This is a genomic window from Escherichia sp. MOD1-EC5495, from assembly GCF_002965965.1.
Classification (GTDB): domain Bacteria; phylum Pseudomonadota; class Gammaproteobacteria; order Enterobacterales; family Enterobacteriaceae; genus Escherichia; species Escherichia ruysiae.
Window position 1 is genome coordinate 82777 of the sequence record NZ_PTRI01000003.1, and the last position, 25143, is coordinate 107919.

27 protein-coding genes are annotated in these 25143 nt (G+C 49.5%); 13 read left to right on the top strand and 14 right to left on the bottom strand.

The features are described 5' to 3' along the window. Positions 1-6: 6 nt before the first annotated feature. The 4 genes from murJ to rimJ all read right to left on the bottom strand — a co-directional run bounded on the left by murJ (position 7) and on the right by rimJ (position 3819). The gene (gene murJ, locus BEG40_RS03595; protein ID WP_105284896.1) at positions 7-1542 is read right to left on the bottom strand and encodes a murein biosynthesis integral membrane protein MurJ; all 1536 of its coding nucleotides are present in this window, start codon (positions 1540-1542) and stop codon (positions 7-9) included. Positions 1543-1651: 109 nt separating this feature from the next. Beyond that, a complete protein-coding gene (locus tag BEG40_RS03600; RefSeq protein WP_105284897.1) occupies positions 1652-2575 on the bottom strand; it encodes a Gfo/Idh/MocA family protein in 924 nt (307 codons plus the stop codon). Between the two features lies 1 nt (position 2576). Further along, positions 2577-3224 carry a YceH family protein gene (locus BEG40_RS03605; protein WP_000877098.1) on the bottom strand — a complete coding sequence of 216 codons (648 nt, stop codon included), beginning with the start codon at positions 3222-3224 and terminating at the stop codon, positions 2577-2579. 10 nt (positions 3225-3234) lie between these two features. Further along, positions 3235-3819: a ribosomal protein S5-alanine N-acetyltransferase gene (gene rimJ, locus BEG40_RS03610; RefSeq protein ID WP_000468197.1), complete on the bottom strand. Its 585-nt coding sequence runs from the start codon at positions 3817-3819 to the stop codon at positions 3235-3237. 235 nt (positions 3820-4054) lie between these two features. Here rimJ and mdtH point away from each other — a divergent pair, with 235 nt between their 5' ends. From mdtH to BEG40_RS03655, 9 genes are all read left to right on the top strand, one after another. Beyond that, on the top strand, positions 4055-5263 hold the full coding sequence (mdtH, locus tag BEG40_RS03615) for a multidrug efflux MFS transporter MdtH (protein ID WP_000092223.1): 1209 nt from the start codon (positions 4055-4057) through the stop codon (positions 5261-5263). 171 nt (positions 5264-5434) lie between these two features. Next, complete coding sequence (locus tag BEG40_RS03620) at positions 5435-5995, top strand: lipoprotein (protein WP_105284898.1); 561 nt, start codon at positions 5435-5437, stop codon at positions 5993-5995. A gap of 105 nt (positions 5996-6100) precedes the next feature. Continuing rightward, positions 6101-7147 carry a dihydroorotase gene (gene pyrC, locus BEG40_RS03625; RefSeq protein ID WP_105284899.1) on the top strand — a complete coding sequence of 349 codons (1047 nt, stop codon included), beginning with the start codon at positions 6101-6103 and terminating at the stop codon, positions 7145-7147. Positions 7148-7220: 73 nt separating this feature from the next. Continuing rightward, positions 7221-7466 carry a DNA damage-inducible protein I gene (gene dinI, locus BEG40_RS03630; protein WP_001217754.1) on the top strand — a complete coding sequence of 82 codons (246 nt, stop codon included), beginning with the start codon at positions 7221-7223 and terminating at the stop codon, positions 7464-7466. Between the two features lie 276 nt (positions 7467-7742). Further along, entirely contained in the window at positions 7743-7997 is a 255-nt protein-coding gene (gene bssS / locus BEG40_RS03635) for a biofilm formation regulator BssS (RefSeq protein WP_000414435.1), read from the top strand. 114 nt (positions 7998-8111) lie between these two features. Then, the gene (gene solA / locus BEG40_RS03640; RefSeq protein ID WP_105284900.1) at positions 8112-9230 is read left to right on the top strand and encodes an N-methyl-L-tryptophan oxidase; all 1119 of its coding nucleotides are present in this window, start codon (positions 8112-8114) and stop codon (positions 9228-9230) included. A 47-nt stretch (positions 9231-9277) separates the two neighbouring features. Further along, positions 9278-9391, top strand: a complete 114-nt coding sequence (locus BEG40_RS03645; protein WP_001253739.1) for a YceO family protein — start codon at positions 9278-9280, stop codon at positions 9389-9391. A gap of 261 nt (positions 9392-9652) precedes the next feature. Beyond that, the gene (locus tag BEG40_RS03650; protein WP_001131605.1) at positions 9653-10219 is read left to right on the top strand and encodes a cytochrome b; all 567 of its coding nucleotides are present in this window, start codon (positions 9653-9655) and stop codon (positions 10217-10219) included. Position 10220: 1 nt separating this feature from the next. Further along, complete coding sequence (locus tag BEG40_RS03655; RefSeq protein WP_105284901.1) at positions 10221-10796, top strand: YceI family protein; 576 nt, start codon at positions 10221-10223, stop codon at positions 10794-10796. A gap of 39 nt (positions 10797-10835) precedes the next feature. Here BEG40_RS03655 and trhO read toward each other — a convergent pair whose 3' ends face one another. After that, positions 10836-11888, bottom strand: coding sequence for an oxygen-dependent tRNA uridine(34) hydroxylase TrhO (trhO, locus tag BEG40_RS03660; RefSeq protein ID WP_105284902.1), 1053 nt, complete (start codon positions 11886-11888; stop codon positions 10836-10838). A gap of 224 nt (positions 11889-12112) precedes the next feature. Between trhO and lpxL the strand changes: the two genes are divergently transcribed. The 3 genes from lpxL to BEG40_RS03675 all read left to right on the top strand — a co-directional run bounded on the left by lpxL (position 12113) and on the right by BEG40_RS03675 (position 14886). Then, a complete protein-coding gene (gene lpxL, locus BEG40_RS03665) occupies positions 12113-13033 on the top strand; it encodes a kdo(2)-lipid IV(A) lauroyltransferase (protein WP_010351771.1) in 921 nt (306 codons plus the stop codon). Positions 13034-13202: 169 nt separating this feature from the next. Then, on the top strand, positions 13203-14429 hold the full coding sequence (mdtG, locus tag BEG40_RS03670; RefSeq protein WP_000050574.1) for a multidrug efflux MFS transporter MdtG: 1227 nt from the start codon (positions 13203-13205) through the stop codon (positions 14427-14429). An 82-nt stretch (positions 14430-14511) separates the two neighbouring features. After that, positions 14512-14886, top strand: a complete 375-nt coding sequence (locus BEG40_RS03675) for a MysB family protein (protein WP_000180062.1) — start codon at positions 14512-14514, stop codon at positions 14884-14886. Here the strand turns inward: BEG40_RS03675 and BEG40_RS03680 are convergent, their stop codons facing one another. From BEG40_RS03680 to mdoG, 3 genes are all read right to left on the bottom strand, one after another. Then, the gene (locus BEG40_RS03680; RefSeq protein WP_001237191.1) at positions 14887-15114 is read right to left on the bottom strand and encodes a YceK/YidQ family lipoprotein; all 228 of its coding nucleotides are present in this window, start codon (positions 15112-15114) and stop codon (positions 14887-14889) included. Positions 15115-15262: 148 nt separating this feature from the next. Next, the gene (mdoH, locus tag BEG40_RS03685) at positions 15263-17806 is read right to left on the bottom strand and encodes a glucans biosynthesis glucosyltransferase MdoH (RefSeq protein WP_010351277.1); all 2544 of its coding nucleotides are present in this window, start codon (positions 17804-17806) and stop codon (positions 15263-15265) included. Beyond that, positions 17799-19334 carry a glucans biosynthesis protein MdoG gene (gene mdoG, locus BEG40_RS03690; protein ID WP_105284946.1) on the bottom strand — a complete coding sequence of 512 codons (1536 nt, stop codon included), beginning with the start codon at positions 19332-19334 and terminating at the stop codon, positions 17799-17801. Before mdoG ends, mdoH begins: the two co-directional genes overlap by 8 nt. Before the next feature lie 392 nt (positions 19335-19726). Between mdoG and mdoC the strand changes: the two genes are divergently transcribed. Beyond that, entirely contained in the window at positions 19727-20884 is a 1158-nt protein-coding gene (mdoC, locus tag BEG40_RS03700) for a glucans biosynthesis protein MdoC (protein WP_016158045.1), read from the top strand. A 7-nt stretch (positions 20885-20891) separates the two neighbouring features. On the opposite strand, the gene clsC is transcribed toward mdoC, so the two are convergent. From clsC to csgB, 6 genes are all read right to left on the bottom strand, one after another. Next, the gene (gene clsC / locus BEG40_RS03705; protein WP_123058454.1) at positions 20892-22373 is read right to left on the bottom strand and encodes a cardiolipin synthase ClsC; all 1482 of its coding nucleotides are present in this window, start codon (positions 22371-22373) and stop codon (positions 20892-20894) included. Next, complete coding sequence (gene ymdB, locus BEG40_RS03710; protein WP_016158043.1) at positions 22315-22848, bottom strand: O-acetyl-ADP-ribose deacetylase; 534 nt, start codon at positions 22846-22848, stop codon at positions 22315-22317. Before ymdB ends, clsC begins: the two co-directional genes overlap by 59 nt. A 94-nt stretch (positions 22849-22942) precedes the next feature. After that, entirely contained in the window at positions 22943-23248 is a 306-nt protein-coding gene (locus tag BEG40_RS03715; RefSeq protein ID WP_000489601.1) for a YmdA family protein, read from the bottom strand. A gap of 116 nt (positions 23249-23364) precedes the next feature. Then, positions 23365-23697 carry a curli assembly chaperone CsgC gene (csgC, locus tag BEG40_RS03720; protein ID WP_000992819.1) on the bottom strand — a complete coding sequence of 111 codons (333 nt, stop codon included), beginning with the start codon at positions 23695-23697 and terminating at the stop codon, positions 23365-23367. A 58-nt stretch (positions 23698-23755) separates the two neighbouring features. Beyond that, positions 23756-24214, bottom strand: coding sequence for a curli major subunit CsgA (gene csgA / locus BEG40_RS03725; RefSeq protein WP_000771421.1), 459 nt, complete (start codon positions 24212-24214; stop codon positions 23756-23758). A gap of 40 nt (positions 24215-24254) precedes the next feature. After that, the gene (csgB, locus tag BEG40_RS03730; protein ID WP_010345644.1) at positions 24255-24710 is read right to left on the bottom strand and encodes a curli minor subunit CsgB; all 456 of its coding nucleotides are present in this window, start codon (positions 24708-24710) and stop codon (positions 24255-24257) included. Positions 24711-25143 lie beyond the last annotated feature (433 nt).

Sequence of the window (25143 nt, forward strand, 5' to 3'; positions counted from 1 at the left end):
GCATTATTACACCGTCCGACGGGCAAACTCTTTAACTTTGAAGCCCAGCACCGCCAGCGCGGCAAAGTATGCCGCAATCCCCGCCACAACAACCGCCATCAAGCGTAGTAAGCGCCAGGGCATAGTGCCCAATGACCACTCTGGCATGATGTGTAACATACCTAACAGCACGCCAGACATCACCAATACGGCTACCAACAAACGCAGCAGAAACGCAGTCCAGCCGGGCTGCGGGGTGAAAATTTTCTGCTTACGCAACTGCCAGTACAGCAACGAAGCATTCAGACAAGCCGCCAGACCAATGGAAAGCGACAATCCGGCATGTTTCAACGGGTCGATAAACGCCAGGTTCATCAATTGCGTCAGGATCAGCGTGACGATGGCTATTTTTACCGGTGTTTTAATGTCCTGTCGGGAATAAAAGCCCGGAGCCAGCACTTTCACCACAATCAGGCCAATCAAACCCACCGAGTAAGCAATTAACGCCCGCTGGGTCATCAGCGCATCAAAGGCGGTAAATTTACCGTATTGAAACAGTGAAACGGTCAACGGCCCGGAAAGGATACCCAGCGCCACCGCGCTTGGCAGCGCCAGCAAGAAACAAAGACGCAGCCCCCAGTCCATCAAGCGGTTGTATTCATCGTGATTGCCGCTGGCAAAACTTTTCGACAGCGATGGTAGCAAAATGGTGCCAAGCGCCACGCCCAGTACGCCAGACGGGAACTCCATTAAACGGTCAGCATAATACATCCAGGAGACTGAACCGGATGCCAAAAACGAAGCAAAAATGGTGTTGATGATCAAGGAGATCTGACTGACAGAGACGCCAAGAATCGCCGGCCCCATCTGTTTCACCACGCGCATCGCACCCGCATCGTGGAAGTTAATGCGTGGCAAAACCAACATGCCTATCTTCTTGAGGTGCGGTAGCTGATAAACCAGTTGCAGGATCCCGCCCACCGTTACAGCCCACGCCAGCGCCAGCACCGGCGGATTAAAGTACGGCGCGGCAAACAGCGCAAAACCAATCATGCTGATGTTAAGTAACGTCGGGGCAAATGCCGGAATCGAAAAACGGTTCCAGGTATTCAGAATCGCCCCCACCAGCGATGCCAGGGAGATCAGCAAAATATAGGGAAAAGTAATCTGTAATAGCTGGGTGGTCAGGGCAAATTTGTCGGCAGTATCAGCAAAGCCCGGCGCGGTCACCATGATTACCCACGGCGCGGCGAGCATCCCGGCAACCGTCACAACCGCCAGCGCGAGAGTCAGCAGACCAGAAACATAAGAGACAAAGACCCGCGTGGCGTCTTCACCCTGCTTGCTTTTATATTCCGCCAGAATTGGTACAAACGCCTGGGAAAATGCCCCTTCGGCAAAGATACGGCGCAACAAGTTAGGCAGTTTAAAAGCGACAAAAAAGGCGTCGGTTGCCATCCCTGCGCCAAAGATTCTGGCGACAATTGCGTCACGTGCGAAGCCAAGCACACGCGAAAACATGGTCATCGAGCTGACGGCGGCCAGCGATTTTAATAAATTCATCGGTGTTCTAATCCAGACCCACGGGCAAAACGCCTGCAAGGCAGGCGCTGAAAGAGGCGAATAGTCTACCTGGATTATGGTGAATTGCTACCGCCAGATGTTACAGGGTTTATTCACTCATAGCGTCGCGCCAGATCTTGTCAACGATGCGCTGCGCCAGCACAGCCTGTTCACCGGCGGTTTGCGGAACTGTCTGATTTTGCACGCATTCAATGAAGTGACGTGCGCAACCAACAAATCCACGCTGTTCAAGGGTACTCTGCCAGCCTGGAATCGGTTTATGCACTACCCCCTGCCCGCGCTCCTCACGCCATTCACGCATATCCGTAATGTCGATGAGCGCACCGTCAGTCACGGCCTGCACGGCTTCACGCTGACTTCCGGCACGGCGATGCATACTGGTAGTAATCTGCAAAGAACCCGCAGAAAAATGGTGCTCGGCAAACAGCATTTCGCCAGCATCGTTAGTCAGTAACGTGCCGCCATCCAGGGAGGCTTTGCCGCCAGACAACCACAGCGCGGTATCCACCACATGCAGATAATCATCCAGCAACGTGAAATAAAGATCGTGCGGCCCGACACTATTGCTACGATGCTTATCCATTCTTAGCGAGGCCGCCGTAGCGAGTTGCGTTTTTAACTCACAGTAGAGCGGTGCGAAACGGCGGTTAAAACCGACCATCAGGGTGAGTTTTTTCCGTGCTGCCAGTTCCACCAGCCGCTCGGCATCACGCAGATTTTCCGCCAGCGGTTTATCGACACAAACATGCACCCCCGCATTTAACAGCGCACTGACAACCTCAAAGTGGCTGGCAGTGCTTGAATGCACGAAAACTGCATCGCAACTGACGGCGAGGCTGGATAACGAATCAGCGTAGGGAATGCGCCAGCTTTCACAAACTGGCAGAGCTTTCTCACGCGTTGGCGACCACGCGCCTTGTAACGTCCAGCCAGATGCTGCCGCCAGCACCGGTAACCACGCTTTTTGCGCGATGCCGCCTAATCCCACTACGCCGATACGTAATTTTTTCACTTTAATCTCCCAGATGGGCCAGCAATGAATCAAGACGCTGTTTCAGTTCTGCCACTTCGATTTCCAGTGCTTCGACACGAGCCTGTAAATCGCCGTCAACCGCGTTCGACGACTCCGCTAACACCGACTGATCCTCAACCTCACCGCTAAAAAGATGCATATAACGGCTTTCACGTTTACCCGGTTCACGAGCCAGGCGAACCACAAAAGGACCGTCTTCGCGATTAGCCAGTTGTTCCAGCGTGGCCTCCACTTCCGCCATATCGCTAAATTCATACATCCGCGCCGCGCGGCTGCGCAATTCGCCTGGCGTCTGGGCACCGCGTAACAGCAAAGTGGTTATCAACGCCACTTCTGCGGCGCTCAGTTTTAGATCGCCAAATTCTGAATTACAAAAGCGTTGCTCATATTTGGTGACCCGATTACCAAAACCGCTCACCGTGCGTAAATAATGACGTTTGACCAGATTATCCAGCTGCTCCTGCACCTCGGATTCACTCAGATTCATTACCGGTTCACGGTTCGTTTTCTGATTACAGGCCGTTACTACACCATTTACAGAAAGCGGATATTGCTCCGGCGTTGTCACCTGTTTTTCCAGCAAGCAGCCAATCACGCGGGCTTCCAGTGCAGTAAGTTGATATTTCATGAGATTCTCCTTAGCGGCCGGGCGTCCAGTCTGGGGTGGTTAATGCCGTCAGTACGTGATCGCGCCATTGTCCATCAATCAACAGATAGTCTTTCGCATAGCCTTCTTTTTCAAAACCCAGTCGCGCCAGTAAATCACCGCTGCGTTTATTGTGCGGCATATAGTTGGCCATAATGCGATGAATATGTTGGGTGCGCTGCATATAACGAATGGCGGCGGTCAGGGCTTCAAACATTAGCCCTTTGCCCTGCCATTTTTGCCCAATTGAATAACCGAGATAGCAGGCATGAAAAGATCCTCGCACCACATTAGAAAAATTGGCAACGCCAATAATCTCTTTCTCATCCGGGTCGAACAACCCAAAATAGAATGCAGAACCTTGTTTATGAAATTCATTAATCATGCTTAACCTGGCCTGCCAGCCTGAAGGATAGCAGTGGCTTTCGTCGCGCACTGGCTCCCAGGGCTTGAGGAAATGGCGATTCTCTGCGTAATAATCCGCCAGCCGCCAGGCATCACGATCATGCACCAGACGCACGACCAGTCGGTCAGTGGTTAAGCGCACTTTTGGCACGTTACTGCGATAGCCAAACATTCTATACCTACTCCTTCCCGTAACGTCTTTAATACGCTGTAAGTATTACTATACCTGCGCAACCAGAGCCTGTGAAAAGTCCCAAATGCCATTTCCTGCATTATTCACATATTTGATAAAAACTCTCTATCAAAGAGGGCTTTCGATAAAAAAATATTGTCCCGGGAATTGTGGGAAAAGTATTAGCGACCATGCAGAATAGAAAGTGCTCATCTTTTATTTCCCGGGAGGGGAAATGTCGCGCGTGTCGCAGGCGAGGAACCTGGGTAAATATTTCCTGCTCATCGATAATATGCTGGTCGTGCTGGGGTTCTTTGTTGTCTTTCCGCTGATCTCCATCCGCTTCGTTGATCAAATGGGCTGGGCCGCCGTGATGGTCGGTATTGCCCTCGGTCTGCGTCAGTTCATTCAGCAGGGGTTGGGTATTTTTGGCGGCGCAATTGCCGACCGCTTTGGCGCTAAACCGATGATTGTCACCGGTATGCTGATGCGCGCCGCCGGATTCGCCACCATGGGCATCGCTCAGGAGCCCTGGCTACTGTGGTTTTCCTGCCTTCTCTCAGGTCTTGGCGGCACTCTTTTCGATCCGCCGCGTTCGGCGCTGGTGGTCAAATTGATTCGCCCGCAGCAGCGTGGCCGCTTTTTCTCGTTGTTAATGATGCAGGACAGTGCCGGTGCGGTCATTGGCGCATTGTTGGGGAGCTGGCTGTTGCAATATGATTTCCGCCTGGTCTGCGCCACGGGGGCGATTCTGTTTGTGCTGTGTGCAGCATTTAATGCCTGGTTGTTACCGGCGTGGAAACTCTCTACCGTGCGCACGCCAGTCCGCGAAGGCATGGCTCGCGTGATGCGTGATAAACGTTTTGTCACTTACGTCCTGACGCTGGCGGGCTACTACATGCTGGCCGTTCAGGTGATGCTGATGCTGCCGATTATGGTCAACGATGTTGCTGGCGCACCCTCTGCCGTTAAATGGATGTATGCCATTGAAGCATGTCTCTCCTTAACCTTGCTCTACCCTATCGCTCGCTGGAGCGAAAAGCGTTTTCGTCTGGAACATCGGTTGATGGCTGGGCTGTTGGTCATGTCGTTAAGCATGATGCCAGTTGGAATGGTCAGCAGTCTGCAACAACTCTTCACCCTGATTTGTCTGTTTTATATCGGTTCGATCATTGCCGAACCTGCGCGTGAAACATTAAGTGCCTCGCTGGCGGATGCGCGAGCGCGCGGCAGCTATATGGGGTTTAGTCGTCTGGGTCTGGCGATTGGCGGCGCTATCGGTTATATCGGCGGCGGTTGGCTGTTTGATCTGGGTAAGTCGGCACAACAACCAGAGCTACCGTGGATGATGTTGGGCATTATTGGCATAATCACCTTTCTTGCTCTGGGTTGGCAATTTAGCCAGAAGCGCGCTGCGCGTCGGTTGCTGGAACGCGATGCCTGAAAACGCGATGCGTTCTGTTACCATTGCTCGTCCTGTCAACCTGACGCGCCTTAACAGCTTGTTATTACCTGCCGCCGCAGAATTCAGTTTTTTCTGCTGGCGAGTTTAACGCTGGTGGCACATGCTGCGTTGTGTCAGGATATTGACGCAGATTTCATGTCGAGGACTACCATGAACAAGTTTTTATTTGCCGCTGCATTGCTCGTCAGCGGCCTGCTCGTTGGCTGTAATCAACTCACCCAGTACACGATTAGCGAACAAGAAATTAACCAGTCGCTTGAGAAACATAATAATTTCTCGAAAGAGATCGGTTTGCCCGGCGTAGCTGACGCCCATATTGTTCTGACAAACCTGACCAGCCAAATTGGTCGCGAAGAGCCGAATAAGATAACCTTAACCGGGGATGCAAATCTGGATATGAACTCCCTGTTCGGCAGCCAGAAAGCGACCATGAAACTAAAACTGAAAGCACTGCCGGTTTTCGATAAAGAAAAAGGCGCTATCTTCCTGAAGGAAATGGAAGTGGTCGATGCGACGGTACAACCGGAAAAAATGCAGACAGTGATGCAAACGTTGCTCCCCTATTTGAATCAGGCATTACGCAACTACTTTAACCAGCAACCGGCTTACATTCTGCGCGAAGATGGCAGCAAAGGTGAAGCAATGGCGAAAAAACTGGCGAAAGGTATTGAGGTGAAACCTGGCGAAATTGTCATTCCGTTTACTGATTAAACACGAGGGCGCATTCGCGCCCTTTATTTTTCGTGCAAAGGAAAACGTTTCCGCTTATCCTTTGTGTCCGGCAAAAACATCCCTTCAGCCGGAGCATAGAGATTAATGACTGCACCATCCCAGGTATTAAAGATCCGCCGCCCAGACGACTGGCACCTTCACCTCCGCGATGGCGACATGTTAAAAACTGTCGTGCCGTATACCAGCCAAACCTATGGTCGGGTCATCGTTATGCCCAATCTGGCACCGCCCGTGACGACCGTTGAAGCTGCCGTGGCTTATCGTCAACGTATTCTTGACGCCGTCCCTGCCGGGCACGACTTCACCCCGCTGATGACCTGCTACTTAACTGATTCACTGGATGCAGACGAACTGGAGCGAGGGTTTAACGAAGGCGTGTTCACCGCTGCAAAACTTTACCCGGCAAACGCGACCACCAACTCCAGCCACGGCGTGACGTCGGTTGACGCTATCATGCCCGTACTGGAGCGAATGGAAAAAATGGGTATGCCACTGCTGGTACACGGAGAAGTGACACACGCCGACATTGACATTTTTGACCGTGAAGCTCGCTTTATTGAAACTGTTATGGAACCGCTACGCCAACGCCTGGCTGGGCTGAAAGTGGTTTTTGAGCACATCACGACTAAAGATGCCGCTGAATATGTTCGTGATGGTAATGAACTACTGGCTGCTACCATTACCCCTCAACATTTGATGTTTAACCGTAACCACATGCTGGTTGGTGGTGTACGTCCGCACCTGTACTGCCTGCCCATTCTCAAACGTAATGTGCATCAACAGGCGCTGCGTGAACTGGTCGCCAGTGGCTTTAGTCGCGTTTTCCTTGGGACTGACTCCGCGCCACATGCGCGTCATCGCAAAGAGAGTAGTTGCGGTTGTGCCGGCTGTTTTAATGCACCAACGGCGCTGGGCAGTTACGCCACTGTCTTTGAAGAAATGAATGCGTTACAGCACTTTGAAGCGTTCTGTTCTTTAAACGGCCCGCAGTTCTATGGTTTACCGGTCAACGAATCGTTTATTGAACTGGTACGCGAAGAGCAGAAAGTGGCTGAAAGCATCGCTCTGACTGACGACACGTTGGTGCCATTCCTGGCCGGAGAAACGGTACGCTGGACAGTTAAACAATAAAAAACGTAGTTCCCTGTTGTCATTAGGTTATTTTACCTGTATAAATAACCAGTATATAAAACAGGGGGCTATTATGAGAATTGAAGTCACCATAGCAAAAACTTCTCCATTACCTGCCGGAGCCATTGACGCCCTGGCCGGTGAACTTTCCCGCCGTATTCAATATGCGTTTCCTGATAACGAAGGTCATGTTTCTGTTCGTTATGCCGCAGCCAATAATTTATCGGTTATTGGCGCAACAAAAGAAGATAAACAGCGCATTAGCGAAATTCTGCAAGAAACATGGGAAAGCGCAGATGACTGGTTCGTTAGCGAATAATATGCAGTAATGTTTGTTTTTGCCGGGTCGCCCCGGCTTTTTTATTTTCAGCACAAAATTTCTACACTTCCTCAAAATAATTGCACGATATGCTAAAAAAATATGAATGACATGCTGTTTTATTGTTCATATAAATCTTAAAAACAAAAAAATATCTCTTTCCCCCTTTAAAAATTCTGTGGATACCCTTACTTATTGGTATACTGAAGTTGCTTCAGATAAAAATGCATTGAACCTCGAATAACGTTGTCTAGTAACACGAATTAGGGGGCCATGATGGAAAAAAACAATGAAGTCATTCAGACTCATCCGCTCGTAGGGTGGGACATCAGCACCGTTGATAGCTATGATGCTCTGATGTTGCGTTTGCACTACCAGACCCCAAATAAGTCCGAGCAGGAAGGGACTGAAGTTGGTCAGACACTCTGGTTAACTACTGATGTTGCCAGACAATTTATTTCGATATTAGAAGCAGGAATAGCCAAAATTGAATCTGGTGATTTCCATGTAAATGAGTATCGTCGTCATTAACTTGACATGACCATCCACCCAAAAGGCACCAGATTGGTGCCTTTACTATTTCTGGGTTGTATATCTGCATTCACTTAATTACTCTGCTTAAACCATGAGAGCAGAGAGAAAAAAATGAAATACGATCTCATCATTATTGGCAGCGGTTCCGTAGGCGCTGCAGCCGGGTATTATGCCACTCGGGCCGGTTTGAAAGTGCTGATGACCGACGCCCATATGCCGCCGCACCAACACGGCAGCCACCACGGTGATACACGATTAATTCGCCATGCTTATGGTGAAGGCGAAAAGTATGTTCCGTTGGTACTTCGCGCGCAAACCCTGTGGGATGAACTCACCCGTTACAACGAAGAAGACCCCGTTTTTGTGCGCTCTGGCGTCATCAACCTCGGCCCTGCCGACTCCGAATTCCTCGCCAATGTCGCCCACAGCGCGGAACAATGGCAACTCAACGTCGAAAAACTGGATGCGCAGGCCATTATGGCTCGCTGGCCTGAAATACGCGTTCCTGACAATTACATCGGCTTGTTTGAGGCTGATTCTGGCTTTCTGCGCAGCGAACTGGCGATTAAAACCTGGATCAAACTGGCGAATGAAGCTGGCTGTGCTCAACTGTTTAATTGCCCGGTTACCGCTATTCACCATGATGACAACGGCGTAACCATTACAACAGCTGAAGGCGAGTATCAGGCGAAAAAAGCGATCGTCTGCGCGGGAACCTGGGTAAAAGACCTGCTGCCAGAACTCCCTGTCCAGCCAGTACGCAAAGTGTTCGCCTGGTATCAGGCCGATGGTCGTTATAGTATGAAAAATAAATTTCCGGCCTTTACCGGAGAACTGCCCAATGGCGATCAATATTACGGCTTTCCCGCCGAAAATGACGCCCTAAAAATTGGCAAACACAATGGTGGACAGGTGATTCATTCAGCAGACGAACGCGTTCCGTTTGCTGAAATCGCCAGTGACGGTTCTGAAGCCTTTCCCTTCTTACGTAGCATACTGCCGGGCATTGGTTGCTGCCTGTACGGCGCTTCCTGCACCTACGATAATTCACCTGATGAAGATTTTATTATCGACACCCTGCCCGGTCACGATAATACGCTGCTGATTACCGGTCTGAGTGGACACGGATTTAAATTTGCATCGGTATTAGGGGAAATAGCCGCCGATTTTGCGCAAGGCATAAATAGCGATTTTGATTTGACGCCATTCAGACTTGCCCGCTTCAAATAATCATCATCACGGCCTCAAAAATGAGGCCGTTTTTACAGGAGTTTTTAATGCGTCGGCTGGTGAACTATCTCATTAATAATATCCGCGAGCATCTCATGCTATATCTTTTTCTCTGGGGATTATTGGCAATTATGGATCTGATCTACGTGTTTTATTTTTAACCGCACCCCACTGACATAAATTGACAAAACCTTAATCTCTCTTTCATTTGGCGTGAAAAATTGAATAACTTTATTTCTGTCCTGGTAGCATTCCCCTGACATACCTCATCCTGAAACCACTAAACTTATGAAGATTCTTTCATTATTAAATCAAAATTATTGAAATAAAAATAAATATCATTCGAATTGTTATTTTTCAGTTGCAATTCATTCTCCAACGCGCCATTTTCATTCTTTCGCAAATAAGTTTCGGATGCATTTATGCCCCTTACAAATACCCCCAAACGCTATGGTGTTATATCGATGGCCTTTCATTGGCTGAGTGCAATCATTATCTACGGCATGTTTGCTTTAGGACTATGGATGGTAACGCTCAGTTATTACGATGGCTGGTATCACAAAGCACCAGAGCTGCATAAAAGCGTCGGTATTCTGTTAATGATGGGGCTGGTTATACGCATTCTGTGGCGCGTTATATCCCCACCGCCTGGTCCATTGCAAAGTTATTCGCCCATGACGCGTCTCGGCGCACAAATTGGACATCTCACGCTGTACTTTTTGCTCTTCGCCATTGGCATCAGCGGCTATCTCATCTCGACCGCCGATGGCAAACCGATCAGCGTTTTTGGCTGGTTTGACATCCCCGCGACCCTTGCCGATGCTGGCGCACAGGCTGACCTTGCCGGTGCCCTGCATTTTTGGCTCGCGTGGAGCGTCGTCGTACTGTCCGTTATGCACGGATTTATGGCCCTGAAGCATCATTTCATCGATAAAGACGACACCCTGAAGCGTATGCTGGGAAAATCGTCATCTGACTATGGAGTATAAAATGAAAAAAAGCCTGCTTGGTTTAACCTTTGCTTCCCTGATGTTCTCCGCCGGTTCAGCTATCGCCGCCGATTACAAAATTGACAAAGAAGGTCAGCACGCCTTTGTCAATTTCCGCATCCAGCATCTTGGCTATAGCTGGTTATATGGCACCTTTAAAGATTTCGACGGTACTTTTACCTTTGATGAAAAGAATCCAGCGGCTGATAAAGTGAATGTGACAATTAACACCACCAGCGTCGATACCAATCACGCCGAACGTGATAAGCATCTTCGCAGCGCAGATTTCCTCAATACCGCAAAATATCCGCAGGCGACGTTCACTTCTACCAGCGTGAAGAAAGACGGTGATGAACTGGATATTACGGGTGATCTGACACTAAATGGCGTAACCAAACCAGTAACGCTGGAAGCAAAATTGATTGGTCAGGGCGACGATCCGTGGGGCGGTAAACGTGCGGGCTTCGAGGCAGAAGGCAAAATTAAGCTGAAAGACTTCAACATTAATACTGATTTAGGTCCAGCTTCGCAGGAGGTTGATCTGATTATTTCGGTAGAAGGCGTACAGCAGAAGTAATGCATAGATGTTGCCGGATGACGCATCCGGCACGAATGTTTATTCTGTTGGATCAGGAATGATCAGCGTCGTGTTCAGGCGTCCACGCGATTTATTAAAGATCTTATTGCCATTTTCTCGCCCGGCACGACGGCGGCGCTGTTCTTCAGGCGGTAATGCACTTTCTTCACAGCAAATCTCACTACAACAGCCCTTGAATTTCTCGGCACACGCCGGACACTGGATAAACAACAGATGACAGCCATCATTTCTACAATTGGTATGGCTGTCACAAGGTGTGCCACACTGATGACAATGCGCAATAATTTCGTCAGAGATCCGCTCGCCCATCCGCTCGTCAAAAACAAAATTTTTACCAACAAAGCGGACAGGCAAACCTTGTTCACGCGCCTTACGAGCGTATTCAATAATCCCGCCTTCAATATGCCAGACTTTATTGAATCCGTTATGTTTCATCCAGGCACTGGCCTTTTCGCAACGAATACCACCGGTGCAGTACATCACGATCTTTTTATCTTTATGCGCCTGCATCATCTCAACCGCTTTTGGCAGTTGTTCGCGAAAGGTATCTGCCGGAATTTCCAGCGCGTTTTCAAAATGCCCCACTTCATATTCATAGTGGTTGCGCATGTCGATAAACAGCGCATCGGGATCATCAAGCATGGCGTTCACTTCCGCTGCTTGCAGGTATTCCCCCACGTTACTGGCATCAAATTGAGGATCGTCAATACCATCGGCAACAATTCGGTCGCGAACCTTCATGCGCAGCACCCAGAAGGATTTCCCGTCATCATCCAGCGCAATATTCAGACGTAAACCGTTTAAAGCAGGATCAAAAGCATAAAGCTGTGCGCGAAATGTCTCTACGTTGCTCGCCGGTACGCTGATTTGTGCGTTGATCCCTTCATGCGCCAGATAGACCCGTCCAAAGACATTCAACGCGGTAAATAGCTGATATAAAGCATCACGGGTCGTTTTGGGATCGGTAATGTGGAAATATTTATAGAACGAAATGGTGGTGCGTGGTTCGCTCTCGGCCAGCATTTTGGCTTTCAGCGCGTCATTAGAAATGCGGTTGTGTAACACTGGCATGGTGTACGGTTCCTGCGGGGTGGGAAAGTAAAAATCCGCAGCATGATATAGCAATTATCGGCAATTAACATCCATACATTTTACGCTACATTTGCGCATTAAAAATTATTAATGATTTACATACGCGGTAATTTCGCCCAGTCTTCGGTCACAAATTTTGGTTGCGGACGAAAAAATGCGACAATACATACAATTGCCCGTATAGGTTGAAAGACAGGATTGATATGACGAATCTACCCAAGTTCTCCACCGCACTGCTTCATCCGCGTTATTGGTTAACCTGGTTGGGTATTGGCGTACTTTGGTTAGTCGTTCAGTTACCCTACCCGATTATCTACCGCCTTGGCATTGCGGCAGGACGACTGGCGTTACATGTTATGAAACGTCGCGCCAAAATTGTATATCGCAACCTGGAACTGTGCTTTCCGGAGATGAGCGAACAAGAACGCCATGAAATGATGGTGAAGAATTTCGAATCCGTTGGTATGGGGTTGATGGAAACCGGCATGGCGTGGTTCTGGTCGGATCGTCGAATTGCCCGCTGGACGGAAGTGATTGGCATGGAACATATCCGTGACGTGCAGGCGCAAAAGCGCGGCATTCTGTTGGTCGGCATCCATTTTCTGACGCTGGAGCTGGGCGCAAGGCAATTTGGTATGCAGGAACCGGGTATCGGCGTCTATCGCCCAAACGATAATCCGTTGCTCGACTGGCTGCAAACCTGGGGGCGCCTGCGTTCGAATAAATCGATGCTTGATCGCAAAGATTTAAAAGGCATGATCCGGGCACTAAAGAAAGGCGAAGTGGTCTGGTATGCGCCGGATCACGATTACGGTCCGCGCTCGAGCGTTTTCGTGCCGCTGTTTGCTGTTGAGCAGGCGGCGACCACCAGTGGCACCTGGATGCTGGCGAGAATGTCTGGTGCGTGCCTGGTGCCGTTCGTTCCGCGTCGTAAGCCAGACGGCAAAGGCTATCAGTTGATCATGCTGCCGCCAGAGTGTTCACCGCCTCTGGATAACGCCGAAGTCACCGCAGCGTGGATGAATAAAGTGGTCGAGAAATGCATCATGATGGCACCGGAACAGTACATGTGGCTGCATCGTCGCTTTAAAACGCGCCCGGAAGGCGTACCTTCACGCTATTAAATCTCCCTTGCCGGATGTTTCGAACTGCATCCGGCATTACCGCTGCCCCCCCCCTGATTTAGCGATAAAAGCTCTGTACATTGCGTCACCTATAAGTCAGGCGCATAATTAGTGTGCTTACTTTTTCTCCTTTTATTCACCGCGCCTGGCGCACCAACAGCGGATTGCTATGTCACTCTGTGAAAATGACACCCCCATAAACTGGAAACGAAACCTGATCGTTGCCTGGCTAGGTTGTTTTCTTACCGGTGCCGCCTTCAGTCTGGTGATGCCATTCTTACCCCTCTACGTTGAGCAACTTGGCGTCACTGGCCACAGCGCGCTGAATATGTGGTCGGGAATTGTCTTCAGTATTACCTTTTTATTTTCCGCTATCGCCTCCCCTTTCTGGGGTGGACTTGCCGACCGCAAAGGCCGAAAAATCATGCTATTGCGCTCTGCTCTTGGCATGGGCATCGTGATGGTGCTGATGGGGCTGGCGCAAAATATCTGGCAGTTTTTGATCCTGCGGGCGCTGCTTGGTTTGCTTGGCGGATTTGTCCCCAACGCCAATGCTCTTATCGCCACACAAGTACCGCGTAATAAAAGCGGCTGGGCGCTGGGTACGCTCTCCACCGGCGGCGTTAGCGGCGCGTTGCTCGGCCCGATGGCTGGTGGCTTACTCGCTGATAACTACGGCTTACGTCCGGTATTCTTTATTACCGCCAGTGTGCTCATACTCTGCTTTTTCGTCACCCTGTTTTGTATCAGAGAAAAATTCCAGCCCGTCAGCAAAAAAGAGATGCTGCACATGCGGGAAGTCGTAACATCGCTTAAAAATCCGAAACTGGTACTTAGCCTGTTTGTCACAACATTAATTATCCAGATTGCTACTGGATCTATCGCGCCAATCCTGACGCTGTATGTCCGCGAACTGGCAGGAAATGTCAGTAATATCGCCTTTATTAGCGGCATGATCGCCTCCGTGCCCGGCGTGGCTGCACTGCTAAGTGCTCCACGACTCGGTAAACTTGGCGATCGTATCGGGCCAGAAAAGATCCTGATAACTGCGCTGATCTTTTCTGTGCTGCTGTTGATCCCAATGTCTTATGTCCAGACACCACTGCAACTGGGGATTTTACGCTTTTTGCTCGGCGCCGCAGACGGCGCTCTGCTCCCCGCCGTACAAACGTTGCTGGTTTATAATTCGACCAACCAAATCGCCGGGCGCATTTTCAGCTACAACCAGTCGTTTCGCGATATTGGCAACGTTACGGGGCCGTTGATGGGCGCAGCTATTTCAGCACACTACGGCTTTCGTGCTGTATTTCTGGTTACCGCCGGAGTCGTTTTGTTTAACGCGGTCTATTCGTGGAACAGCCTGCGCCGTCGCCGACTCCCCCAGGTATCGAACTGATTTTTCGCCTTTCATACTTGCAAAAGCGGAGAATCAGCTATTCTTTCCCTGAACACCTCAGCAAATCAAAGGGAGAGTCGTGATGACTATGTACGCAACGCTTGAAGAAGCCATTGATGCCGCACGCGAAGAATTTCTTGCTGACAACCCCGGCATCGACGCCGAAGAAGCGAATGTGCAACAGTTCAATGTCCAGAAATATATTCTGCAAGATGGCGACATTATGTGGCAGGTTGAGTTTCTCGCCGATGAAGGCGAAGAAGGTGAATGCCTGCCCATGTTTAGTGGAGAAGCCGCACAAAGCATCTTTGATGGCGACTATGATGAGATTGAAATCCGCCAGGAATGGCAGGAAGAAAATACTCTGCATGAATGGGACGAAGGTGAATTCCAGCTTGAGCCACCGCTGGATACCGAAGAAGGACGCGCAGCAGCCGATGAGTGGGATGAGCGTTAATTACTCATATGCTCCGTGATGAATGTCGATCGGTAACAGTAAGGTATCAAAGACTAAAGAGAATGGGAGATCAAGGATCGTGACATAGCGCCATGCGGAGTCACGTACATCCCATTGCACGCCGGGATAATATTGGTTGCCATGCCCCTGTCCCGGTATGGTGCGGCTAATGATGCTGCCACAACCACTCAGCAAAGCAACCATGATGCCTACTACAATTAAGCGCATTTGAACCCTCTTCTGTAAAAAAATACCGGCATTACGCCGGTATTTTTATTGCTGACAAAGTGCTTGTTGTTTTGCCGGATGCGGCGTGAACGCCCCTATCCGGCCTACGAAGCCTTGCAAATTCAATATATTGCAGGCATCTACGCTTTTATTGCGAAGCCGTATCCGGTTTACGCAATGCCAGTGGATTCAACTTTATCCCTTCGTAGTAACTCACCCATGAAGAATATCTCTCCGGGGAATTCCAGACGCGGAAATGCAAACGAGCCATCGTCACCGGATCGCTTAGCAGCACCAGACGACGATCGCGATTCAGCTTCTCTGGCGTCTCGTTCAGCGCCTGTTCAACATGGCGGTCACGGGCGATTTCCAGCACCTTACTGGCGCGGTGACGCGCGGTGGCCATTGCCGTTGCCAGAGCGTTAAACGACGGATTAAACACTGCGTGCATAAAGCCATCGTCGAGAGAACGTTGACGGTTCATCTCAAGGAAACGATCGGTATCGATCAGTACCTGAGGCGGTGAATACTCTTCCGGGATCAGGAACAGTTTCCAGCGTTTCGTGCGCAGCCCAACGGTTGTACGGCTGGAGATCACCGAAACAAACGGTGACAGAATCAGCGAGAAGACAATCGGTGCCAGCCAGAACAGGAAACGCAGATCCAGCCACGCCATACCGACCGCCCACACTAACCCCAGCAGCAGCTGTGAGCCGTGGCGTTTAAACGCTTCGCCCCAGGAGGTAGAGTCGTCATCACGTTGCGGGGAATTCCACACCACTTCCCAGCCGAGGAAGGCGCTAACCACGAATACCGTATGGAACAGCATACGCACCGGCGCCAACAGCACGGAGAACAGCACTTCTAACAGCAGCGATAACGTAACTCGCCAGAAGCCGCCATACTCTTTCGTTCCTTTGCACCAGATAAGCAAAATACTCAACAACTTCGGCAGGAACAGCAGCACCATCGTCGAGGCAAACAGCGCAATCGCCAGTTCAGGACGCCACTGTGGCCAGACCGGGAATAACTGCCGTGGTTGCAGGAAGTATTGCGGTTCGGTCAGTGCGTGTACGACCTGCAATGCGGTAGAGAGCGCGAGGAACATAAACCACAGCGGTGCGGAAAGATAAGACATCACGCCCGTCAGGAACACCGCGCGGTGAACCGGGTGCATCCCTTTAACCAGGAACAAACGGAAGTTCATCAGGTTACCATGGCACCAGCGGCGGTCACGTTTTAACTCGTCAAGCAGGTTAGGCGGCAGCTCTTCATAAGAGCCAGGGAGATCGTAAGCAATCCATACCCCCCAGCCTGCACGGCGCATCAGTGCGGCTTCCACGAAGTCGTGCGAAAGAATTGAACCCGCAAATGATCCTTCGCCAGGCAGCGGCGCCAGCGCACAGTGCTCGATAAACGGTTTCACGCGGATAATCGCGTTATGCCCCCAGTAGTGTGACTCGCCGAGCTGCCAGAAATGCAAACCAGCAGTGAACAATGGCCCATAGACACGGGTCGCAAACTGTTGGCAGCGTGCATACAGCGTATCCATACCAGACGCTTTCGGCGACGACTGGATAATCCCGGCGTTCGGGTTGGCTTCCATCAGGCGCACCAGACCGCACAAACAATCACCGGTCATCACCGAGTCCGCATCCAACACCACCATGTAGCTGTACTGGCTACCCCAGCGACGGCAGAAATCGTCAATGTTACCGCTTTTACGCTTCACGCGACGGCGACGGCGGCGATAGAAAATCTGGCCCTCACCCTGCACTTCGGCGATCAGCTCCATCCAGGCTTTTTGTTCTGCCACGCAGATGTCCGGGTTGTAGCTGTCACTCAGGATATAAACATCAAAATGTTTGGCATTACCGGTCGCTTTCACTGATTCCCACGTTGCACGCAGACCTGCAAAAACGCGATTCACGTCTTCGTTACAGATAGGCATGATCAATGCTGTGCGATGCTCCGGATTTAACGGTTCATCGCCAACGGTTGAAGCGGAAATACTGTATTTATCGCGACCAATAAGCAGTTGCAGGAAGCCCATCAACGCCGTCCAGAAACCGGCAGACACCCAGCAGAAAAGAACAGCGAAGAGGATCAGAATACCGGTTTGCAGCATGTAAGGCAGAAGCTGCATAAAGGAAACCCACAGATCCTGATCGACCATATCAACTGGATTAATCAGCGCCCACCCCTGATAAGGCAGGATGGTCTTCATATACCAGGTAGCGACGACGGTTTGCGCCAGAGTGAGGAGAAGCAGGATGTAACGACGGATGGTGCCGACGGTACGCCACTTTTGCTCGCTCTCCTGCTCTTCTTTGGTCAACCGCGCCAGATAGCGCGGCGTCACATCGCGCCCACGCAGACGATCCCAGAAACGCCCAACCGGGTTAGTACGCCACGGATCGGGGAACATAGAAGAACGTTTTGCTTTCGGCATTGCCTTAAGCTGATCGCGCCCTTCGTCGTCTTGAATTAACTGTCCATCAGCGAGTGAATCTGGCCAGGCTTGTTCCAGACGTGCTTTTACCGACCCTTGCGGGGAGTCATCCTCTCGCGCATAGGTTCGGTGTTCAGCATCCAGCGCCTGATGAACGGCGCGGATATCAGTCTTCGGCAATGCCGCTTTCTCACTTGCGGAGATGGGCATTGCGTCAATGTACTCGGTTGTCTTATTCATTGGCAGGTAACTGGTAGCTCCAGGTTTCACTCAACGTTTGATCGGCATTCACCATGGCAGCACGCATTTCAGTGGTTTTCTTGGCATCTTTCACTTTCACGCGCATTACCAGACGCCAGCCTTTGGTGACCGGGTTATAACGCACCGTGCTTTCTACGATCTCACCATTATCGCCAATGCTGGTTTGTGCAGTGACCGGAGTATCCTCTGGCAGTTTTTTCATCTCTGCGCCGGTAAAATCGACCACAAAGGCGATAGTGCCGTCAGGCTGGCGAATCAGGTTCGACTGTTTCACATCCCCCGTTGAACGACGCGTCTGCTGCACCCAGGCGTTATCAGGCGCGTGAAGTTTGTCTTCATCACGGCTGAAAGTAATGGTGTATTTAAAGTTCATCTCTTTACCTGGTTCCGGTAACTGATCCGGCGTCCAGTAAGCAACGATGTTATCGTTGGTTTCATCGTTGGTTGGAATTTCCACCAGCTCAACGCTGCCTTTGCCCCACTCCCCTTTCGGTGTCACCCACGCGCTTGGACGGAGATCGTAACGATCGTCGAGATCTTCAAAGCGGGAGAAATCGCGGCCACGCTGCAACAGGCCGAAGCCTTGCGGGTTTTCCATCGAGAAGCTGCTGATCGCCAGATGTTTCGGGTTGTTTAGCGGACGCCAGATCCACTCACCGTTACCAGCATGGATAGACAGACCGTTGGAGTCGTGCAATTCCGGACGATAATTATTCGCCGGAGATGGCTGGTTCGGCCCAAACAGGAACATACTGGTTAACGGTGCAACCCCCAGTTTGCCGACTTTATCGCGCAGGTAGATTTTCGATTGCACATCAACAACCGTGTCACGTCCCGGCATAACAACAAACTTATAAGCGCCTGTCGCACGCGGCGAATCAAGCAACGCATAAATCGTTAAACGCTTGTCGGTCGGTTTTGGACGCTCGATCCAGAACTCCTTAAAGCGTGGGAATTCTTCACCTGATGGCAACGCGGTATCAATTGCCAGGCCTCGGGCAGAAAGACCGTAAACCTGACCTGCGCCAATCACGCGAAAATAGCTGGCCCCGAGCATACTGACGATTTCATCATTTTTATCTTTGCTGTTGATCGGGTAAAGCACTTTAAAACCGGCGAAACCGAGGTCTTTTACCGTGTCTTTGTCATGCTGAACTTCGCCGAAAGTGAAATAATCCGGGCTGTATTTGATTCTTTTTACTGCCGTTGCAGTGACTTCATTTATTTTGACCGGTGTGTCGAAGTACATACCCTGATGGTAGAACTCGAGCTTGAATGGGGTCTTCAGATTGTTCCAGTATGCTTTGTCATGATTAAACTGGATCTGTTGATAGTCCGCGTATTTCATGTCGCGGAAAACGGAGGGCAAGTTACTTTTAGGCGCCTCATAGCCTTTCCCGGCTAAGGATTGAGCTTGCTTTGCGACATCGTCAATGCTGAAGGCCCAGCTTGATGATGTATACAGGGTTAACATTACTGCAGCACTCAACCAACGCATTTTCATCATTTGTAGTTTATGTTTCATAATAAGTAAGCACTTCCCCCTTTGTGTGCTTATATCGATCCGATCTATTTTAATGGATAACCAGCCATTCCGACAACAGAATCCCGGTATTATTCAGCGTGCCGGCTCATGGATTAAGCACCTGATTGCAACCGTTTTCACTTTCCGTGCTTCTCCTAAAGACAGAAGGAGCGAGTTCGTGTAGGGTTTGCCAGCAAATTTATTTATCAACCGTCTTACAGGCGCTTCCATTTTGGTTAGTGATTGCGGCTATGCCGCGCAAAAACACATTTGAAGCCGGCACCACATGCGGCAGGTCAGTGTCGTTACGGCAAAAGCCTAAAGGCATTACCCGGCAGGGATAAGACGAAAAATCCGAGATTAGTTAACCATATATGAATCCAGTACCCGCGCAGCGTGAATATTTCCTCGACTCCATCCGCGCATGGTTGATGTTGTTAGGGATCCCTTTTCATATTTCTTTAATCTATTCAAGCCACACCTGGCATGTGAATAGCGCAGAACCGTCATGGTGGCTGACGCTTTTTAACGATTTCATCCACGCCTTCCGTATGCAGGTATTTTTCGTTATTTCCGGATATTTTTCCTACATGCTGTTTTTACGCTACCCATTGAAAAAATGGTGGAAAGTGCGCGTTGAACGTGTAGGGATCCCGATGTTAACGGCTATTCCCCTGCTCACCTTGCCGCAATTCATTATGCTGCAATATGTCAAAGGCAAAGCGGAAAGCTGGTCTGGGCTATCATTGTATGACAAATATAATACGCTGGCCTGGGAATTAATTTCGCACCTGTGGTTTTTACTGGTGTTGGTCGTTATGACGACACTTTGCGTATGGATATTTAAACGAATAAGAAATAATTTAGAAAATTCAGATAAAACGAATAAAAATTTCTCGATGGTTAAGCTATCGATACTATTTTTCTGTCTGGGAATTGGCTATGCAGCAATAAGAAGAACGTTATTTATCGTTTATCCACCCATATTAAGCGATGGCATGTTCAATTTTATTTTCATGCAGACGCTGTTTTATATGCCGTTCTTTATTCTCGGTGCGCTGGCTTTCATTTTCCCTAATCTTAAGGCCTTGTTTACCACACCGTCTCGTGGATGCACTCTCGCAGCAGCACTGGCATTTGTTGCTTATTTGCTCAATCAACGCTACGGCAGCGGCGATGCCTGGATGTATGAAACCGAGTCAGTGATCACGATGGTGCTCGGCCTGTGGATGGTGAATGTGGTCTTCTCCTTCGGCCACCGTTTGCTTAATTTTCAGTCGGCGCGGGTAACCTATTTTGTAAACGCATCGCTATTTATTTATCTGGTTCATCACCCATTAACGCTCTTTTTCGGTGCTTACATCACTCCGCACATCACATCAAATCTGCTGGGTTTCCTCTGCGGTCTGATATTTGTGGTAGGGATTGCGATAATTCTGTACGAAATTCATTTACGCATTCCGTTGTTGAAGTTTTTGTTCTCCGGCAAACCGATCGTAAAACGCGAGAATGACAAAGCGCCAGCTCGCTAAACCATACTTACAATAACCATTCAACGGGCAATATTGACGCTAGTCTGACCATAACCCGCTTCCAGAAACTGGTGGCGGGTTCTTTTTTGAGGATAATTTCCTCCTTCCCATGGCGATCGACCCAGTTGATTCGTCCCCACCGATCCAGACGGAGCTGCCAGGCCGCATCATACTGGCTCTGAATAAAGCGTTTATCGATTAATTGTGCCAGCGCTTCGCTCTCTATCACGAAGCCCATTTCAGTATTGAGCAATGTTGAACGCGGATCGAAATTGAATGAGCCGATAAACACTATTTTGCCATCGACACTGAATGTTTTGGCATGAAGGCTTGCGCCGGAATTACCGGTTATACCGCGATCGTGCAACGTGCCGCTCTGTTCCCGCATCGGCTTCAGTTCATACAACTCCACGCCATAGCGGAGCAATTTTTTTCGCCAGCGGGCATACCCGGCATGAACGACAGCGACATCGTTAGCGGCAAGTGAATTGGTTAAGATGGCTATCCTAACTCCTTTTCTCACCATTCGTAAAAGCTGCGCCACACCCGCGCGCGTTGGCACAAAATAGGAAGAGATAATATCAATACGTTCGCGGGGTGAGCCCATGATATCGAACAGGCGCTGCGGTAACAGTGAATGCCGTTTTGCTTTGCCCTCCCCTTTTGCCGGATCATCACTTAATAAACGCGTTCTTGCCCAGATTAGCGGCAACGTTCCGTCAACCAGTTGATTTATAAATGGACTTAACTCCATTTGGCGCAAATAACGATGTGTCTCGGTGTCGTTGTACCAGGACGCAGGTAGCTCAATACGGTCAGCCATTTCGCCATCGGGAACATCCAGCACCTGTTGCAACGGTGAAACTGATTTGCAATACCAGTAGCGGGCAAAATCATCGGCAACGTCCTCAACAACCGGCCCTATTGCCAGGACATCTAAATCTGAAAAAAGTGGCTCTTCTCCCGCGCCGAAATAGGCATCGCCAACGTTGCGCCCGCCCACCAGCGTCACCACACCATCAATGGTAAAACTTTTATTGTGCATACGACGATTGAGGCGGGAAAAATCGGTGATATAACCAAGCGGACGTAACAGGCGGAAAGAGAAAGGATTAAAAAGTCGAACTTCAATACGCGGGTGACTATCGAGCAAGCGTAAAATATCATCAAGACCGGGAGTATTATTGTCATCCAGCAACAAACGGACGCGAACGCCACGCTTCGCTGCGGCTAACAGAGCCGAAAATAGCAATCGCCCCGACATATCGTCCTGCCAGATGTAATACTGAACATCCAGAGTATGCTCCGCCATTTCTGCCAGACGATATCGTGTAGCGAACGCATCCAGACTTTTATCCAGGGGGAAAATGCCGCACTGCCCAGGATGTTGCGAGCACAGCGGCAGCACCGCGCTCGCCAGCCGGGGCAAATCATTCATCTCCTTGTTGGGTAAGGAGTCTTTCGTAGAGGTGGGCATTTTCTGCATCATAACAGACAAAGTATACCTGCTCAGGTAAAGCGTGACGGGTAATAAATTCTGAAACGGTTTTTACTGCGATTTCAGCCGCTGCAGCACGCGGGTAGCCATAAACGCCGGTACTGATGGCAGGAAAAGCCACTGTCGCATAGCCGTTTGCCGCTACCAGTCGTAGACTATTGAGATAGGCATCCTGCAATAACTGGTCTTCGTTTTGGTCGCCACCGCGCCACACAGGCCCAACGGTATGCACAACAGCTTTGGCGGGGAGATCGCCTGCAAGAGTAATCACTGCATGTCCCGTGGGGCAATCGCCCTGTTGCTGGCGAACTTTCAAACAGGCATCCAGCAACGCTGGGCCGGCTGCGCGATGAATAACGCCATCAACGCCGCCGCCCCCCATTAGTGACGGATTAGCCGCATTAACAATAACATCAACGGCTAGTTTAGTAATATCACCCTGCACAACATGAATACGCGATTTCATAACGCCTCCTTACACCCTCTTGTTTCTTAAGTGTACAGCAGTGTTTTTAGGTAAATCGCATTTTTCTTGTCAGTAGCGTGAGTCGTTCAGAAACTTAGTTATATTCGATGTTCATCACAGCCAGCTTTTTCTGCTCATCAAGATACTGCACTTTTACTGAGGCAATTTGCGCATTTTTAACTTTGCCACTCATTAGCTCTTTGCTGGAATACGTTTTGCTCTGTACTGGACCATTTTGCATACAAGTCATTTCAACTGGCGTTTGCATCACGTCACACGCGGGTTCCACGATTTGACCATAAAAATGAATCACGCCACCTTGCGCATTGCTTTCCGCTGTTGCAAAGAAAGGAAAAACCAGGCTGCCGAGCATAAGGGAGTTTAACAACGGTCTGAACATCTATTCTGTTTCCTCAATGATTAATCATCCTTGAGGGGGTTATCCATGCTTTCAGGTTGGTCGATTCGCATCAGACCGTTCTCTTCCGGCTCGTTTTATGCTCAACTATCAATACATTAAGACTTTCCTGAAGAGGGCGGCCATTGTTGTGATAAATGAAGTGACTGTCCATCAGAAACCGTAACAACTATTTTCACCCGATCGTCCGGGGAAATATTTAAACTCAACTTCGTCAAGGCAATGGGTTGATTAGCGGGTAATGAAAGGGTCTTTTCTTGCTTCGTCTGACTTTGTCCCGAGCTGCCTTCGCGTAGTGACAATATCTGAACCCGGCACAAGCATGATTGCGTCAGAGTAACTTCAGGAATAATGGTGTACATGTCACCTTGCTGAGTTGTATTAAAGGTTATCTGGCTGGAAAGCGCCGCGAGAAGTAATAACGCGTTCATACTATTCTCCCGAAAAAAAACAGGGCTTGCGCCCTGTTTCTGTCATACAAATTCTGTATTAGTACTGATGAGCGGTCGCGTTGTTACCAAAGCCAACCTGAGTTACGTTGACGCTGGAGTTAGATGCAGTCTGGTCAACTGCTGCACCGTTGCCACCACCGAACTGTTTAACAGTCATTTCAGAGTTTTTACCGTTCCACTGATCAAGAGTGGCGCTGTTACCGAAGCCACGCTGAGTCAGTTCAATTGAGCTGTCATCAGAACCTTGTCCAACGTCTGCACCGTTACCGCCGCCGTGCTGGGTAATAGTCAGATCAGAGTTGCGGGCATCAGCCTGCAATGCAACAGCAGAGTTACCGCCACCGTACTGGTAAATATTCAGCTCTGAATTCGGGCCGCTGTTATTGCCACCACCACCGTGGTTGCCGCCGCCACCGCCGTACTGAGGAATAGAACCTGCCAGAGCGCTACCGGAGAATACGATTGCTGCAATTGCTGCTACTTTTAAAAGTTTCATGTAAAACCCCCATCGGATTGATTTAAAAGTCGAATGGAAATTAACGTTGTGTCACGCGAATAGCCATTTGCGACTGTCTCTGCACTACAATTGCCGTTTTTTGAGTACCATGCTGCGTAATATTTGCTTTATTACCAGAACCTTTCTGGATAATCATTGCAGTATTACCATATGCGCCTTGCGAAATACTGGCATCGTTGGCATTGCCCGCCTGATCAATATATGCAAGGTTATAATCTCCTGTCTGGTCAATCTTTGCCCGGTTGCTATTACCTTCTTGCGAAACAACCGACAAAAGTTTTGAGCCTCCCTGCCGTAACTGTGCACTATTATTAGTACCAGCTTGACCAACTATGGCTGCCTGATTAAATGAAGACTTACTCAATTCATTTACCGCTAAGTTATATTCTGAATTAGCTAAATCATAACCTGCTGCGGCTGCAATCCCAGGCGCACCCAGTATTGTTAACATCACAAATAACAATTTGTTTTTCATGTTGTCACCCTGGACCTGGTCGTACATTTAAGAAATTAAATCATTTCAACTTGGTTGTTAACGCAAACCGTTTTTTGTTAACGCTGCGTTACGATGGAAAGTATGTCTGCGGAAATATTTTTAATAACTCACCCGCGCGTTGTATTTTGCTTTTTTTGTTCATACCAAAGTATTAAAACTCTCGCAAATACGCTGTTATTTACGCAAAAATTATTTTGTTTTCTTTTAAAGTACCGTTTTTTGACAGCAAAAAATCAACTGGCAGCCTTCCTTCATGGTTCGCGAAGATTACGTCGATATGTCTGTTTGACAAGCCGTGACAAACAGCGTCTTTTTACGGCAAAAATTTGTCCAAGGGCAACATCAGCGAAAGTAAGAAATTTTCACACGACAAAAGAACTATGTGGAAATAATTTTTATATGCATAATTATA

What these genes read in the sequence shown, in the direction of transcription:
- murJ (WP_105284896.1), bottom strand. Translation starts at nt 1,542, where the DNA reads ATGAATTTATTAAAATCGCTGGCCGCCGTCAGCTCGATGACCATGTTT.
- BEG40_RS03605 (WP_000877098.1), bottom strand. Translation starts at nt 3,224, where the DNA reads ATGAAATATCAACTTACTGCACTGGAAGCCCGCGTGATTGGCTGCTTG.
- rimJ (WP_000468197.1), bottom strand. Translation starts at nt 3,819, where the DNA reads ATGTTTGGCTATCGCAGTAACGTGCCAAAAGTGCGCTTAACCACTGAC.
- mdtH (WP_000092223.1), top strand. Translation starts at nt 4,055, where the DNA reads ATGTCGCGCGTGTCGCAGGCGAGGAACCTGGGTAAATATTTCCTGCTC.
- BEG40_RS03620 (WP_105284898.1), top strand. Translation starts at nt 5,435, where the DNA reads ATGAACAAGTTTTTATTTGCCGCTGCATTGCTCGTCAGCGGCCTGCTC.
- pyrC (WP_105284899.1), top strand. Translation starts at nt 6,101, where the DNA reads ATGACTGCACCATCCCAGGTATTAAAGATCCGCCGCCCAGACGACTGG.
- dinI (WP_001217754.1), top strand. Translation starts at nt 7,221, where the DNA reads ATGAGAATTGAAGTCACCATAGCAAAAACTTCTCCATTACCTGCCGGA.
- bssS (WP_000414435.1), top strand. Translation starts at nt 7,743, where the DNA reads ATGGAAAAAAACAATGAAGTCATTCAGACTCATCCGCTCGTAGGGTGG.
- solA (WP_105284900.1), top strand. Translation starts at nt 8,112, where the DNA reads ATGAAATACGATCTCATCATTATTGGCAGCGGTTCCGTAGGCGCTGCA.
- BEG40_RS03645 (WP_001253739.1), top strand. Translation starts at nt 9,278, where the DNA reads ATGCGTCGGCTGGTGAACTATCTCATTAATAATATCCGCGAGCATCTC.
- BEG40_RS03650 (WP_001131605.1), top strand. Translation starts at nt 9,653, where the DNA reads ATGCCCCTTACAAATACCCCCAAACGCTATGGTGTTATATCGATGGCC.
- BEG40_RS03655 (WP_105284901.1), top strand. Translation starts at nt 10,221, where the DNA reads ATGAAAAAAAGCCTGCTTGGTTTAACCTTTGCTTCCCTGATGTTCTCC.
- trhO (WP_105284902.1), bottom strand. Translation starts at nt 11,888, where the DNA reads ATGCCAGTGTTACACAACCGCATTTCTAATGACGCGCTGAAAGCCAAA.
- lpxL (WP_010351771.1), top strand. Translation starts at nt 12,113, where the DNA reads ATGACGAATCTACCCAAGTTCTCCACCGCACTGCTTCATCCGCGTTAT.
- mdtG (WP_000050574.1), top strand. Translation starts at nt 13,203, where the DNA reads ATGTCACTCTGTGAAAATGACACCCCCATAAACTGGAAACGAAACCTG.
- BEG40_RS03675 (WP_000180062.1), top strand. Translation starts at nt 14,512, where the DNA reads ATGACTATGTACGCAACGCTTGAAGAAGCCATTGATGCCGCACGCGAA.
- BEG40_RS03680 (WP_001237191.1), bottom strand. Translation starts at nt 15,114, where the DNA reads ATGCGCTTAATTGTAGTAGGCATCATGGTTGCTTTGCTGAGTGGTTGT.
- mdoH (WP_010351277.1), bottom strand. Translation starts at nt 17,806, where the DNA reads ATGAATAAGACAACCGAGTACATTGACGCAATGCCCATCTCCGCAAGT.
- mdoG (WP_105284946.1), bottom strand. Translation starts at nt 19,334, where the DNA reads ATGATGAAAATGCGTTGGTTGAGTGCTGCAGTAATGTTAACCCTGTAT.
- mdoC (WP_016158045.1), top strand. Translation starts at nt 19,727, where the DNA reads ATGAATCCAGTACCCGCGCAGCGTGAATATTTCCTCGACTCCATCCGC.
- clsC (WP_123058454.1), bottom strand. Translation starts at nt 22,373, where the DNA reads ATGATGCAGAAAATGCCCACCTCTACGAAAGACTCCTTACCCAACAAG.
- ymdB (WP_016158043.1), bottom strand. Translation starts at nt 22,848, where the DNA reads ATGAAATCGCGTATTCATGTTGTGCAGGGTGATATTACTAAACTAGCC.
- BEG40_RS03715 (WP_000489601.1), bottom strand. Translation starts at nt 23,248, where the DNA reads ATGTTCAGACCGTTGTTAAACTCCCTTATGCTCGGCAGCCTGGTTTTT.
- csgC (WP_000992819.1), bottom strand. Translation starts at nt 23,697, where the DNA reads ATGAACGCGTTATTACTTCTCGCGGCGCTTTCCAGCCAGATAACCTTT.
- csgA (WP_000771421.1), bottom strand. Translation starts at nt 24,214, where the DNA reads ATGAAACTTTTAAAAGTAGCAGCAATTGCAGCAATCGTATTCTCCGGT.
- csgB (WP_010345644.1), bottom strand. Translation starts at nt 24,710, where the DNA reads ATGAAAAACAAATTGTTATTTGTGATGTTAACAATACTGGGTGCGCCT.